Origin of the sequence: Dissulfurirhabdus thermomarina (assembly GCF_012979235.1) — a bacterium.
GTDB lineage: Bacteria > Desulfobacterota > Dissulfuribacteria > Dissulfuribacterales > Dissulfurirhabdaceae > Dissulfurirhabdus > Dissulfurirhabdus thermomarina.
The window spans coordinates 193,225-206,221 of sequence record NZ_JAATWC010000002.1 but is presented as its reverse complement, the minus strand read 5'-3'; the positions used below and the strand labels follow the sequence as shown (position 1 = coordinate 206,221).

15 protein-coding genes are annotated in these 12,997 nt (G+C 70.8%); 3 read left to right on the top strand and 12 right to left on the bottom strand.

The genetic code is table 11. The features are described 5' to 3' along the window. Window positions 1-61 precede the first annotated feature (61 nt). Both HCU62_RS04335 and HCU62_RS04330 read left to right on the top strand, forming a co-directional pair. Window positions 62-1,129 (top strand): Mrp/NBP35 family ATP-binding protein, encoded by a 1,068-nt coding sequence (locus tag HCU62_RS04335; RefSeq protein WP_163298383.1) that lies wholly within the window; start codon window positions 62-64, stop codon window positions 1,127-1,129. Between the two features lie 88 nt (window positions 1,130-1,217). Further along, window positions 1,218-1,880, top strand: a complete 663-nt coding sequence (locus HCU62_RS04330; protein WP_163298382.1) for a class I SAM-dependent methyltransferase — start codon at window positions 1,218-1,220, stop codon at window positions 1,878-1,880. Window positions 1,881-2,023: 143 nt separating this feature from the next. On the opposite strand, the gene flgM is transcribed toward HCU62_RS04330, so the two are convergent. The 7 genes from flgM to HCU62_RS04295 all read right to left on the bottom strand — a co-directional run bounded on the left by flgM (window position 2,024) and on the right by HCU62_RS04295 (window position 7,157). Next, window positions 2,024-2,326, bottom strand: coding sequence for a flagellar biosynthesis anti-sigma factor FlgM (flgM, locus tag HCU62_RS04325; RefSeq protein ID WP_163298381.1), 303 nt, complete (start codon window positions 2,324-2,326; stop codon window positions 2,024-2,026). A 76-nt stretch (window positions 2,327-2,402) separates the two neighbouring features. Next, window positions 2,403-2,606: a hypothetical protein gene (locus HCU62_RS04320; protein WP_163298380.1), complete on the bottom strand. Its 204-nt coding sequence runs from the start codon at window positions 2,604-2,606 to the stop codon at window positions 2,403-2,405. Window positions 2,607-2,688: 82 nt separating this feature from the next. Further along, a complete protein-coding gene (larE, locus tag HCU62_RS04315; RefSeq protein ID WP_163298379.1) occupies window positions 2,689-3,450 on the bottom strand; it encodes an ATP-dependent sacrificial sulfur transferase LarE in 762 nt (253 codons plus the stop codon). Between the two features lie 23 nt (window positions 3,451-3,473). Then, entirely contained in the window at window positions 3,474-4,652 is a 1,179-nt protein-coding gene (locus tag HCU62_RS04310) for a homocysteine biosynthesis protein (RefSeq protein ID WP_163298378.1), read from the bottom strand. Window positions 4,653-4,758: 106 nt separating this feature from the next. Further along, window positions 4,759-5,361 (bottom strand): CBS and ACT domain-containing protein, encoded by a 603-nt coding sequence (locus tag HCU62_RS04305; protein WP_163298377.1) that lies wholly within the window; start codon window positions 5,359-5,361, stop codon window positions 4,759-4,761. 400 nt (window positions 5,362-5,761) lie between these two features. Beyond that, window positions 5,762-6,538 carry a nickel pincer cofactor biosynthesis protein LarB gene (larB, locus tag HCU62_RS04300; protein WP_163298376.1) on the bottom strand — a complete coding sequence of 259 codons (777 nt, stop codon included), beginning with the start codon at window positions 6,536-6,538 and terminating at the stop codon, window positions 5,762-5,764. 37 nt (window positions 6,539-6,575) lie between these two features. Continuing rightward, window positions 6,576-7,157: a hypothetical protein gene (locus HCU62_RS04295; protein ID WP_163298375.1), complete on the bottom strand. Its 582-nt coding sequence runs from the start codon at window positions 7,155-7,157 to the stop codon at window positions 6,576-6,578. A 307-nt stretch (window positions 7,158-7,464) separates the two neighbouring features. Between HCU62_RS04295 and HCU62_RS04290 the strand changes: the two genes are divergently transcribed. After that, window positions 7,465-9,066 (top strand): bifunctional aminoglycoside phosphotransferase/ATP-binding protein, encoded by a 1,602-nt coding sequence (locus HCU62_RS04290; RefSeq protein WP_163298374.1) that lies wholly within the window; start codon window positions 7,465-7,467, stop codon window positions 9,064-9,066. On the opposite strand, the gene HCU62_RS04285 is transcribed toward HCU62_RS04290, so the two are convergent. The 5 genes from HCU62_RS04285 to HCU62_RS04265 form a co-directional block, all read right to left on the bottom strand. Next, window positions 9,029-10,099 (bottom strand): histone deacetylase family protein, encoded by a 1,071-nt coding sequence (locus tag HCU62_RS04285; protein WP_163298373.1) that lies wholly within the window; start codon window positions 10,097-10,099, stop codon window positions 9,029-9,031. The genes HCU62_RS04290 and HCU62_RS04285 overlap by 38 nt on opposite strands. 101 nt (window positions 10,100-10,200) lie before the next feature. Then, the gene (locus HCU62_RS04280; RefSeq protein ID WP_163298372.1) at window positions 10,201-10,878 is read right to left on the bottom strand and encodes a thermonuclease family protein; all 678 of its coding nucleotides are present in this window, start codon (window positions 10,876-10,878) and stop codon (window positions 10,201-10,203) included. A gap of 23 nt (window positions 10,879-10,901) precedes the next feature. Continuing rightward, entirely contained in the window at window positions 10,902-11,795 is an 894-nt protein-coding gene (locus HCU62_RS04275) for a phosphoribosylaminoimidazolesuccinocarboxamide synthase (protein ID WP_163298371.1), read from the bottom strand. A 5-nt stretch (window positions 11,796-11,800) separates the two neighbouring features. After that, the gene (locus HCU62_RS04270; RefSeq protein WP_163298370.1) at window positions 11,801-12,145 is read right to left on the bottom strand and encodes a Rho termination factor N-terminal domain-containing protein; all 345 of its coding nucleotides are present in this window, start codon (window positions 12,143-12,145) and stop codon (window positions 11,801-11,803) included. A gap of 93 nt (window positions 12,146-12,238) precedes the next feature. Then, window positions 12,239-12,859: an RlmE family RNA methyltransferase gene (locus HCU62_RS04265; RefSeq protein ID WP_163298369.1), complete on the bottom strand. Its 621-nt coding sequence runs from the start codon at window positions 12,857-12,859 to the stop codon at window positions 12,239-12,241. Window positions 12,860-12,997: the final 138 nt, after the last annotated feature.

Sequence of the window (12,997 nt, the reverse complement as noted above, 5' to 3'; positions counted from 1 at the left end):
ACAACCGCGGCAGATGAAGAAAAGGGCGGTTTCCGTTGACACCGCCCGGGGAGTTCCCGTCATGACCCTCACCAAGGAAGCGGTCCTCGACCGCCTGAAGGACGTCAAGGATCCCGAGCTCGGCAAGGGGCTCGTGGAACTCGGCATGATTCGCGACGTGGAGGTGGCCGGGCCGGCGGTCCGGGTCACCGTGGCCCTCACCATGGCCGCCTGCCCCATGAAGACCACCATCCGGGACGACGTGGAGCGGGCCGTCCGGGGCCTGGAGGGCGTGGAACACGTGGAGGTGGTGCTCACCGCCATGACCTCCGAGGAACGCGCCCGGCTCTTCGGCCGGGAACCCTCGGAGATGGAAGGGATGAAGGCGGTCCGCCGTGTCCTGGCGGTGGCCAGCGGGAAGGGGGGTGTCGGCAAGACCACCGTCACCGTGAATCTCTCCCTGGCGCTCGCCCGCAAGGGCCACCGGGTGGGCATCCTCGACGCGGACCTCCACGGCCCGGACATTCCGCTCATGCTGGGCATCACGGAACGGCCGCTGGGGAGCGGGGGCATGCTGCTCCCGGTGGAACGCCACGGCCTCAAGGTCATGTCCACGGGGATGCTGGCCGGCGAGGGGGTCCCCATCATCTGGCGCGGGGCCCTGGTCAACAAGGCCGTCAAGGAGTTCTTCGGGCGGGTGCGCTGGGGGGAGCTGGACTTCCTCGTGGTGGATCTTCCGCCGGGGACGGGGGACGCCCCGCTCACCCTGGTCCAGTCCATTCCCATGGCGGGGGTGGTCATGGTCACCACCCCGCAGAAGGTGGCGCTCTCGGACGTCCGGAGGGCCTTCGGGCTCTTCCGCGCCAAGGAGGTGCCGGTCCTGGGCGTGGTGGAAAACATGTCCTTCCTCCGCGTGCCCGGTTCCGACCAGGTCATGGAGGTCTTCGGCAGCGGCGGCGGAGAGAAGTTGGCCAAGGCCTTCAAGGTGCCGCTGCTGGGCAAAATCCCCCTCGACCCGGCGATCCGCGAGGCCGGGGATGCCGGCCGCCCGGCGGTGCTCGACGAGGGAAGCGAGGCCGCCCGGGCCTTCGACGAGGTCGCCGAACGGCTCCTGTCGGTCCTCCCGGCCGTCGGCGAAAAAGAACAATAACATTTTTTGGCTTAGTTATGTCTCAATACTAAACCATATCATGATGGTCTCGTAAAAAGTCTTCCGCGTGGCGAGGAGTAAGCCGGCCATGAAACCGCATCCACCAGGCCGATCCGAGGGCGGGGCGGCCCGCGCCTTCGATGCGGCGGCCGGCGAATACGACCGCTGGTACGACGGGAACCCGCTCTTCGCCGCGGAGCTGGCGGCCGTTCGGGAGCTCGGCGAGCTCCGGCCCCCGGCCGTGGAGATCGGCGGCGGGACGGGGCGCTTTGCGGCGGCGCTGGGCATCCCGGTGGTGGTGGACGCGGCCGGCGGGATGCTCCGGCTGGCCCGGGAGAGGGGGGTCGCCGCGGTGCAGGCCCTGGCGGAGCGGCTGCCGTTTCGGGACGGGACCTTCCGGACGGCCTGCTTCCTCTTCAGCCTCTGTTTCATGGACGATCCCGGCCGGGCCCTCGGGGAGGCGCGGCGGGTCTTGTCACCCGGAGGGCGCCTGGTTTTGGGGATCATCCGAAGGGACTCCCCCCTGGGCGCCCGGGTCGCGGAAAAAGGGACGGCCGGCCATCCGCTCTACCGGTTCGCCCGCCCCCTGGACCCCGGCGAGATCGATCGCCTCCTCGCACGGCACGGGTTCCGCCCCCTCAGGTGGGTCTCGGCCCTCCCGGGAGAGGAGGCGGGCGGGGCCGGCGCCCCCCTGGAAGGGGTGGTGGCGGGGTGCTGCTTCCTGGCCGTCCTGGCCGAGGCGGCCCCGTGACGACACCCGGCCGGCGACGCGCTCTTTTTTCCATCCTTAACTTTACATAATATATCTTATGGGACTTTTTGGATGGGACAAAAGAGAAGGCCGGCGGATGCCGCCGGCCTTCCCGGGCTTGCATGACTGGACTGGGTGGGGAGTCAGCCGAGTTCCTTGAGCAGGTCCCGCATCATGGCGTCGGCCACCCCGCCGGGCTCCGCCGCGTAGGTGCCCTGCTGGACCTGCTGCTTGAGCGCCTCGACCATCTCGGCGCGGCCGGGCTCCTCGACCTTCATGACATCGGCCACGCGCTGCATGAGCCGGGACCCGGTGGAGAACTCCACGCGGTCGGGAGCGGCGTCCTGGCGCTGCTGGACGTCCTGCTGCCGGTTCTGCTGCGGCCCCTCGACGTTGTTCACGTAGGCATCGATCTGGAGTCGCTGGGTGAGATCCTCGATCTTCATGTCCGTCTCCCGTCGTGGGCGGCCTGCACAGCCGCCGGGTGATCATCCCTCACGTTGGTGGCCGGGGCCCGGATTGTCAAGTGCGCCCCGCCGCCTTTCTCGGCCCGCCGCCTCCGGCGGCCAGCCGCTGCCGCGCCTCCTCGGAGATGGTGACCTTGTCCCGGGTGCCCAGGACGGGTTTCTCCTGGATGAGGGGCTCCAGCAGCCGGCGGTTGGAGCGGCCGACCCTTTGTCCATAGGCTTCGAGCACGTTTTGGATGCTGTAAAGCCCGACGTTCATCTGGTCATTTCCCGTCTTTTGTTGTCGTCATCGGCACGCGGGCGGGAAAACTTGAATACGGGACGCCCGGGTCTTCCATCCTTCACGGGGAGGGACGGGGACGGGGGTCGAGGTCCACGGGCGCTACACCGGCCGCCTCCAACGCGCGGCGGAGCAGACCCCAAAGGGCGGGATCCCGGAGCCTCGGGTGATAGTCCGGCGGGACCTGCAGGGTGAAACCCGCCGGTCCCCAGCGGAGCCGGACCGGCGCCACCCCGAAGCGGCGGAGCACGCCCTCCCCCCGCTCCACCAGGGTCATCCGCTCCGGCGCCAGGGGCTGGCCCACCTGGATGCGGGTGGCCAGGCAGGATTGGGCCGGCCGGTTCCACCCGGGAAGGCCCGCCTCTCGGGCCAGTCGGCGGATCTCCCCCTTCCCCATGCCGGCCTCCGCCAGCGGGTGCAGGACCCCGAGCTCCGCCAGGGCCGCCAGCCCCGGCCGGTCGTCGTCGAGGTCGTCGGCGTTGGAGCCGTCCAGGACGTGGGCCAGGCCGGCGGCGGCGGCCTGCTCCCGGACGGCCCCGTAGAGGAGGCGCTTGCAGTGATAGCAACGCCGGGGGCCGTTGGCCCGCACGTCCGCCACGGAGAGGGGATCGAGATGCAGGAAGTGGAGTTCGGCCCCCAGGCGTTGGGCCACCACGGCGGCCCACCGCCGCTCGGTGGCGGGCTGGAGGGAGGTCACCAGGTGGAAGGCCGCCACCCGCCCCGGCACGTGGCGCCGGGCCAGGTGGAGGAGAAGGGTGCTGTCGACGCCCCCGGAAAGGGCCACGGCCGCCCCGCCCTCGAGCCGGCGGAGGGCCGCCTCCACCCCCTGCCCTCGTCCCGCCGCCGTCAAGGTGTCACGGAGGGCAGCGTCTCGGCGGGCTCGGTCAGGGTGAACCGGCCGGCGGCGATCCAGCGCTTCAGGATGTCGGCGATCTCCCGGGCCCGAACGAGGCTCGAGAGCGGGGCCGTGGGCACCGTGACCCCTCCCACGTCGATGGTGCCGGAGCGGAGCTGCGCGTAGGTGACCTCCCCGAGGCTCCGCCCCTTTCCATTGGGATAGTCGTGGCCGTAGTCCACCACCTGGGTCACGATTTCCTCGTCGGAGACGCCGGTCCGAAAGGCGATCTCCTCGTTCAAGACCGGGATGGGGACCCCGAGCCCCACCGCGAGGGAGCACCCGTAGCCCAGGATGCTCACCCCCACGAGCCACCTCGGGTGCATCTGTTTGAGGTCCCCGGCCACCATGAGGGTGCCCGCAGGCCGGGTGGGGACCCCCCGTTCCGTGCGCGGGACGTCCGGCCGGTGCTGGGTGCCGGCGCAGACCACGTACCCCGTGCCCCCGCCGAGGAAGATCCGGGTCCCGATGCCGATGGTCTGGTAGTAGGGATCGTTGAAGAGGGGGCTGAGCTGGCCCGACGTACAGTAGTTGGCGTTGCCGAGGCGGGGCCGGAGCATGCCCATGTAGGTGTAGATGGTCCGGCCCGTCACGTTGACCGCGCAGTTGTAGTTCTGGTAGGCGTTCCTCGGGTTGCACAACTGGGCGAAGGGAAGGTCCGCCAGGGTCACCTTCTTGTCGATGCCCTTGTTGGGATAACAATGGGTCCCGTAGGCCACGGCCGTGAGCTGCACCGGCCGCCCCGCCACCAAGTCCTGGATGACGTGGCCGCCCCCGTAGAGGAACTCCCCGGGGTAGACCTTGTTGAGCGGGTCGTCCGATCGGGGCTCCGTGGCCCCGATGTAGATGTCCACCGCGGCCAGCCCGGCGTAGGCCGGAACCCCGTTCAGCCAGACCTGGCTGGCCTTGATGCCGGGCACGCTGTGGCCGAAGTTGATGAAGGCCCCGGAGGAGCACATGGGCGAGAAGGTCCCGGTGGTGACCACGTCCACCTCCCGGGCGGCCTTGACCTCGCCCTTCTTCCGGACGATGTCCACCATCTCGTCGGCGGTGACCACCACCGCCTGGCCGGCGCGGATCTTCTCGTTGATCTCCTGGTAGGTCTTGTTGACCTGGTGGGCGGTGGTCATGTCCGTATCCCGGCCCCCTCCGGCCGGCCCGCCGGCGGCCGCGGCATCGCAACGAGATCCGCGTCCCGCGGCGGCCCCGTCGCTTCCATTTCCTCGGAAGTGATCTTCAATCCAGCACCGAAACCACCCTGTGCCCGTGCGATTCGAGCTGTTCCACGATGGGGGCGAGGTCCGTCTTCTCCACCCGGATGTAGTGAACCTTCCGTCGGCTCGACTGGACCTCCATGCCGATGCTGATGACCCGCCCCCCGGCCTCCCGGATGATCTTCAATGCCTCGTCCAGGGCCCCCTCCCGGTCTGCGAGCACGAGGTCGACCCGGGAACTCTCCTGGAGGATGCCGAAGAGCTCGATGAAGGCCGCCAGGATGTCGGTGATGGTCAGGATCCCCACCAAGCGGCGCTTTTCGAGAACGGGAAGCCCCCCGATCTTGTACTGGTGGATGAGCCGGGCCGCCGAATCCACGCTGGCGTTGGGATCCACCGTGATGGGGTTCATGATCATGACCTCGGAGACCCTGGGCTCCTTGCGCCCCGCCGCGAAGAGATAGGGACGCAGGTTGCTCTCGGTGACGAGCCCCAGCAGCTCGGCCCCGTCCACCACCGGAAGGTGCCGAATGGAATGGCGGTGCATGAGATCCACCGCCTCGCGCACCGTGGCGCCGGGGCCGATGGTGATCACCTCCCGGACCATCCAGTTCTTGACCTTCACCGACCTCCCCTCCCCGGGCCCGACGACCTTCCGGCAGACGGGCCCGTGAACGCATCCAAGACAAGCCGGCACGCCGCAGACCGCCGGTGCACGGCGCGGCCGCCGGAGGAACTTCGGGTACGTCGTGACGACGGGCGTCTCGCAGCCGGCGCATCCCCTGCGGACGCCACCCGGGACGAACAAGGCGGCGTCGCCACAAGGCCGACGACCGCTGCGTTGCTTCGGATGCCCCCGTCACCGCGGCGTGTCCAAGCACGCCGCGTCTGTCGACATCCTCGCGCCGTGCTGCCCGGCCATCCAGGGGCCTCTTTGCGAGACCGCCAAACTCCGATACGCCCCGGTCGGCGCCCGCTGCGGCGCCATCAGGGCAGAGCCATCTTAGGACAGAGGTCCGTCCATTTCAAGGCGGGGCCGGGGACCCGACCGAGGCGATCATGCCCGCGAGCACGGCGGCGCCGAACCCGTTGTCGATGTTCACCACGGCGAGACCCGGGGCGCAGGAGTTGAGCATGGTGAGGAGGGCGGCCACCCCCCCCTGCCCGGTGCCGTAGCCCGTGCTGGTGGGCACGCCGACGACGGGACGCGCCAGGAGCCCGGCAAGCACCCCCGGCAGCACCCCGTCCATTCCCGCCACGGCCACCACCACGGGGGCCTCCCGCAAGGAGGGGAGATGGTGCAGCACGCGGTGGAGCCCCGCCGCCCCCACGTCGTAGACCCGCTCGTGGGGCCGCCCCATGAGTTCCAGGGTGAGACAGGCCTCCTCGGCCACGGGGATGTCGGCCGTTCCGGCGGTGACCACCCGGATGGCGGGGCCGGGCGCCCTCTCGCCGGCCTCGTCCCGCTCCGCCGGCAGGGTGAGGGCCCGGGCCACGGGGTGGTAAGCGGCCTCCGGCAGCAGGCGTTGCACGGATTCGGCCTGCTCCGCATGGACCCGCGTCACCAGGACCGGCCCGCCGCGCTCCCGGAGCCGGCGCATGATCTCGGCGACCTGCCGGGGGGTCTTCCCCGGGCCGTAGACCACCTCTGGGAAACCCTTCCGGAGCCCCCGGTGATGGTCCAGGCAGGCGCCGTCGATCTCCTCGAAGGGCAGGGTCTTGAGGCGTTCCACCGCCCCGTCCGGGGAGATCTCCCCGTGCGCGACGGCGGTCAGGAGTTGTCGCAGTCGATCTTCGAGCATGGGCGGGCCGGGCGGAACGCCCTCCTCCCGGCCGGGATCAGAGCTGGGAGAGGTAATGCTTGAGGGGGGCCAGCTGCGCCTCGAACTGGGCGGCGATCTCCCCGGAGATCCGGGACCACTCCTGCTGGAACTCCGGAAGGGCCTCCACGTCCACGTTGGCGGCCGCGGCGGCGCCGTACTGCTGCGCCACCGCCTGGCGGACGCTCCCGAGCCGGCCCTCGAGCTGCGAGCGCATCTGGCGCCGGTACTGATCGAGGGTCTGCTCGTAGGCCTTGAGGAGCTGCTCCACCTGGGCCACCACCTGGGCCGCGGGGCTCCCCTTGAGCTCCACGAGCCCGGCCAGGGCCCTTCGGATGGTGGGCCAGGCATCGGGGTTGCGGGGGAGGTTCACGTTGCGGAGGAGGACATCCTGGACGCCTTCCAGGACCTTCGGGAGGGCCTCCCGGTCGAAACCGGACACGGCCCCCTTGAGGTCGACGTCGGGCTTGAAGAGGAAGTCGGCGGCGGCCTTGCGGCCGGCCTCCCGCCACTTGGCGGCGGTGACCTCCTCCTTGCTGGCCCGCCCGAGCCGTTCCGCCTTCTCCATGGCGATCTCCAGGGAACTGCGGATCTCCCCCATTGCTACCTCCTGCAAGGGCCGCCCGGGCGGTCGGGCCGCCGGAAGCTCGACAAGGATCCCGGAACCCTTTTAAGATGACGGCCTCGCCAAAAGCCCTCCGGGTGGATGACCAACACCACGCGAGGAACGAGGCGGACTTTAGAGATCCGCCGCAATGACGAAAGCCTCCACGGCACCGCAGCAGTTGGCGCATTTTGGCGAGGCCATCTAAGATAGGCGCAAAATAAACACGTCCCCCGGGGTTCGCAAGGGCACCGGCAGGCGCCGCCCCCCTCCCCTCCCCCGGCCGGACCCGACGGAGGTCTCCATGTCGACCCCACCCTGGATGGATACCCTGCTTGCGCCCCGGACCTACCCGGAGCCGCCGGAGACGGTCCGGCTGGTCCAGACCCACATATCCTGGGTCTTCCTGGCCGGTGAGACCGTCTACAAGGTCAAGAAGCCCGTGGACTTCGGCTTTCTCGACTTCACCACCCTCGACCGGCGGGCCCACTTCTGCCGGGAGGAGGTCCGCCTCAACCGCCGCCTGTGCCCCGATATCTACCTGGGAGTGGTCCCCATCACCGAGACCGACGGCACCTATGCCCTGGACGGCCCGGGGCGTGTCGTGGAATGGGCCGTGGCCATGCGGCGGCTGCCGGAGGCCGGCATGATGCAGCGGCTCATCGGGGAGGAACGGCTCGGCCCGGACGAGATGGAGCGGATCGTCCGGCGGCTCGTCCCCTTCTACCGGGAGGCCGCCTCGGGGCCCGATGTCCTCCGCCACGGCGGCCTCGACACGGTGCGCTTCAACACCGAGGAGAACTTCGAGCAGGCGGCGCCCTTCGTGGGAGACCTCCTCGACCCGGCGGCCTTCGAAGAGATCCGGGGCTACGCCCGGTCCTTCCTGGACCGGAACGCGGGCCTCTTCGCGGAGCGGGAGCGGAAGGGCCGCATCCGGGAAGGCCACGGGGACCTCTACTCCGCCAACATCTGCTTCGACCCCGAGGGCGACGAGGTCTACATCTTCGACTGCATCGAGTTCAACGAGCGTTTCCGGTGCGGTGACGTGGCCTCCGACGTGGCCTTCCTGGCCATGGACCTCGACTACCACGGCCTCGCGGACCTCTCCCGGGACTTCACCGACGCCATGGCACGCCGCCTCCCCGACGAGGAGCTCGCGGCGGTGATGGACTTCTACAAGTGCTACCGGGCCTTCGTCCGGTGCAAGATCGGCTGCTTCACCCAGGCCGCCCCGGGCATCGCCCCGGACGACCGGGAGGCGGCCCGCCGCGAGGCGCGCCGCTACCTCCGGCTCGCCCACCGCTACGCCGGCGGCGGGGCCGCGCCCACCCTCTACGTCTTCTTCGGGCTCTCGGGCACCGGGAAGTCCACCCTGGCCGCGGCCTGGGCGGAAAAGACCGGTCTCCCCCTCTACAACTCCGACCGCGTCCGCAAGGAGATGGCCGGCCTTGCGCCGGAGTCGCGGGAGTGGGAACCCTTCGGCCAGGGCATCTACGACGAGGCCCACACGCGCCGGACCTACAGCGGCCTAATCCGCCGGGCCGGGCGCCACCTGGCGGCGGGGGAATCGGTGATCCTCGACGCCACCTACCGTTCCCGCCGGGAACGGGCACGTCTCCGGAAGGTCGCCGAGGCCGCCGGGGCGCGAACCCGCTTCGTGCTCTGCACGTGCCCCGAGCCGGAGATCCGCCGCCGCCTGGAAGACCGGGCCGCCGGTCCCTCGGTCTCCGACGGCCGCTGGGAGATCTACCTCCGCCAGCGGGCGGTCTTCGAGCCGCCGGAGGACATCCCGCCGGGCGAACTCGTGGTGGTGGAGACCACGGCGGCGCCGGAGGCCTTGCTCGACAGGTACCTTGCGGGCACCGCCCTCAGCCGAGGAGCTGGAAACCCCGGTGGACCTCGATGACCCGGTCGATCACCCGCGCCACCTCGGGCCCGGGGTCCGGGGCCGGCCCGGGGTCCGCCCCCGGGCCCTCGGCGCAGGCCGCCAGCACCGCCCGGACGCCGTCGCGCAGCCCCGCCGGGTCGTAGCCGCCCTCGAGGCAGAAGAGGACCCGGCCGCCGCAATGCCGCCCGGCCAGGGTGAGGACCCGGGCCGCGAGCGCGCCGAATCCCCGGGCGGTGACCCGCATCCCGCCGAGGGGGTCCCGGATGAAGGGATCGAACCCGGCGGAGACCAAGACGAGGCCCGGCCGGAAGCGGTCGGCCGCGGGAGCCAGGACCCGGTCGAAGACCGCCGCGTAGCCGGCGTCTCCCACCCCCGGGGGCAGCGGCACGTTCACCGTGAACCCCTCCCCCTCCCCATGCCCCGCCTCTTCCACCCGGCCGCTGCCCGGGTAGTACGGAAACTGGTGGGTGGAGAAGTAGAGGACGCTCGGGTCCTCGTAGAAGCTGTGCTGGGTGCCGTTTCCGTGGTGGAGGTCCCAGTCCGCCACGAGCACCCGGTCGATGCCGTGGACCTTCCGGGCGTAGCGGGCCCCCAGCGCCACGTTGTTGAAGAGGCAGAAGCCCATGGCGTGCCCCGCCTCGGCATGGTGGCCCGGGGGCCGCACCAGGGCGAAGGCGGTGTCGGCGCGTCCTTCCACCAAGGCGTCCACGGCCGCGAAGACACCGCCCACGGCGAGGACGGCCGCCTCCCACGAGCCGGGCCCCACCACGGTGTCGGGATCGAGACTCCGGGGAAGTCCGGCGGCGGCCGCGCGGGCGATGCGCTCCACGTATTCCGGTGAATGGTTCCAGGCGAGCTGGTCCGGGGAGGCCTCCCTGGGGGGCAGGACGAAGCACTCCCCGGCCGGCGGCGCCTCGTCGAGGGCCCGGTAGATGACCCGGAGCCGGTCCGGGGACTCGGGGTGCCCGGGGCCGGGGTCATGCCCCAGGAAGCGCTCGTCCCGGACCAGGGCGGTCCGGCGGGTCTGGCCGGCAGGGATCGGCGTCGTCATGGTCTCCTCCTCCATTCCGCGGGCCCGGGCGATCCGGCCGTGCCGCTTTCCCCGGGACGGCCTCGCAAAAAGTCCTCTCGAGGAAATGGCGGCGCCATCCTTCAGGGCCGGCACCGGCGACACGGGCAGTAGCCCTGCCGGAGGGCCTCCTCCCGGCTCTCGAATCGGACCCGGTTCTCCCGGCGGGTCCGGCGGCCGTAACGGCAATCCGGCCGGTGAAACCGCAGGGAGCGCCGGTTGCCGATGTAGAAGCGCTCGGGCACGGGCGGCGGCAGGGCCCAGAGCCCCCGCCGCGCGGCCATGGCCCGCCGCTGGGCGGCCACGATCTCGTCGAAGTGGGCCGTGTTGGGCGGAACGGCGCAGGCCCGGGCCAGGCCCTCTTCCACCAGGATCTCCTCCACCATCCGCCCGTCCGGGAGCCACACGTAGGCCAGGAGCCGGCCGTGGACATCGTGCCGCTCGCGGTCCCACTCGAGGCGGACGGTCTTTCCGGCCACGAGTTCTCGGTTCCGCCGGGCGGCCTCGGTTCCGAGGGGATCCCCGGGGCGGTCGTCGTGGGCGACCTCCGGCGCGTCGATCCCGATGTAGCGAACGTGTTCGCCGGTGCGGAGGCGGATGGTATCCCCGTCGTAGACCCAGGTGACCCGACACTCTTGGCCCGCCGGCGCCTCCGGGCCGCACCCCGCGCCGCAGAGGAAGGCGGCGGCCAGGGCCAGGGCCGCGAGGCAGCCATAAAGACCGCCGCCGCGGATCCTCGAATGGCCGCGAAAAGGTCTCATCGGGCCCCTTCCGGCCTGCCGCCTCAGGCGGGCGCGGTGAGGCGCCGGAGAGCCTCCTCGTAGCGGGCCCGGGTCTTGTCGACGATCTCGGGGGGCAGCTCGGGCCCCGGCGCCCGCTTGTCCCAGTCGAGGGAGAGGAGGTAGTCCCGGACGAACTGCTTGTCGAAGCTCGGCTGCGGGCCGCCGGGCCGGTAGCCGTCCGCGGGCCAGAAGCGGGAGGAGTCGGGGGTGAGGACCTCGTCGATGAGGAGGAGCTCGTCCCCGGCCAGGCCGAACTCGAACTTGGTGTCGGCGATGATGATCCCGCGCTGGAGGGCATGGGCCGCGGCCTCGCGGTAGAGGGCCAGGCTGAGATCCCGGACCCGCTCGGCCAGCTCCCGCCCGATGGCCCGGGCGGCCTGGTCGAAGCTCACGTTCTCGTCGTGTTCACCCACCGCCGCCTTGGTCGAGGGGGTGAAGACGGGCTCGGGCAGGCGGTCCGATTCCCGGAGCCCCGCCGGCAGCGGGATGCCGCAGACCCGGCCATCCCGCTGGTAGTCCTTCCAGCCGGAACCGGCAAGATACCCCCGGACGATGCATTCCACAGGGAGGGACCGCGCCCGCCGGACCAGCATGCTCCGGCCGTCGAGAGCCGCCCGGTAGGGGGCGCACTCCGCCGGGTAGCGGGCCGCGTCGGCGGTCACGAGGTGGTTGGGAACCACGTGCCCCAGGCGGTCGAACCAGAAGAGGGACATCCGGGTGAGGATGCGGCCCTTGCCGGGGATGGGGGTCGGCAGCACCACGTCGAAGGCGGAGAGGCGGTCGGTGGCGACCACGAGGAGGTGGTCGTCTCCCACGGCGTAGACGTCCCGGACCTTGCCGCGGTGCGCGAGGCGAAGCCCCGGGAAACGGGTTTCGAAGACGGCGGGGGCCTCCATCCGGGTCAGCCCTTCTTGATGCGGCGGGTCATCTTCTTGAGCCTGGAGGCACGGCGGCGAAAGATCTCGTAGAGGCGCCGGTCCTTGGCATCCAGGGCCGCCGCGGCCTGCTCCCGGAGCCGGTGGATCTTCTCCTGGATCTCCTTCTTGGTGAGCTGGACCTTCGGCGCCTTCTTCCGGGCCGCCGCCTTGGCCTTGGGGGCGGGTGCCTCGAGGCCCTTGGCCGTGCGGATGGCCGCGAGCAGCTCGTCCTTCTTCATCCCGTGGACGCCGGTGAGGCCCTCGATCTCCTTGGCGACCTCGCGGAGTTCCTTGACGGTCATCTTCTCCAGGGGCTTGTCCGTGCTCATGCGCCAGCCTCCTTCCGGTGGATTGGAGTTCGTCGTGGCTCCCGGGCGCCTCCGGATCGGCGTGGCGCCTCGGGCGGGACACCTGGTTCCAGACTAGCCAGCCCCGGGGCCGCTGGCAATCCCCGCGCCGGCGGACGGCCGGAAGTCCAGCCCGACGATGAAGACCTCCACGCTCTCCGGGCGGGAACTTCTCGGCTTGAAGAGCCGCACGGTGCGGAAATCGACCTGGCACCGGCGGCGGAAGTCCTCGAGGTCTTCCCCCTGGAAGACCTTGGCGCAGAAGCGGCCGCCCGGACGAAGCACCGCCCTGGCGATCTCCAGGGCCCGGTCCGCCAGGGCCACCGACCGGTAGTGATCGACGTCCCGGCGGCCGGTGGTCTTCGGGGCCATGTCGCTGAGCACCACGTCATAGCGGGGGCGGACGGCGAGGAGGCGCCCGGGGTCGAGTTGGAAGACGTCGTCCTGGAGAAACACCGCCCCCCGGGCACCGGGCTTGAGCTCGTGGCGGTCCACGGCCACCACGGCGCCGCCGGGCCCCGCCACCTCCAGACAGTAGCGGGTCCAGGAACCGGGCGAGGCCCCGAGGTCCACCACGGCGTCGCCCTGGCGGAGGAGGCGGAACTTCGCCTGGATCTCCTTCAGCTTGTAGACGGAGCGGGCGGGGTAGCCCTCCTCCTTCGCCTTCCGGAAATAGTGGTCGCGGACGGTGCGCATACCGGGACTATACCAGGCGGGCGCGCCCCGTTCACCGGCGCCGGCCGGGGGGCCGCCCGGCCCGAAATGGAAATTAAAATTTGCACGAAAATAGTTTGGTATCAAATTCGTTTTTCGGCCATATGCGTTTCGTATCTT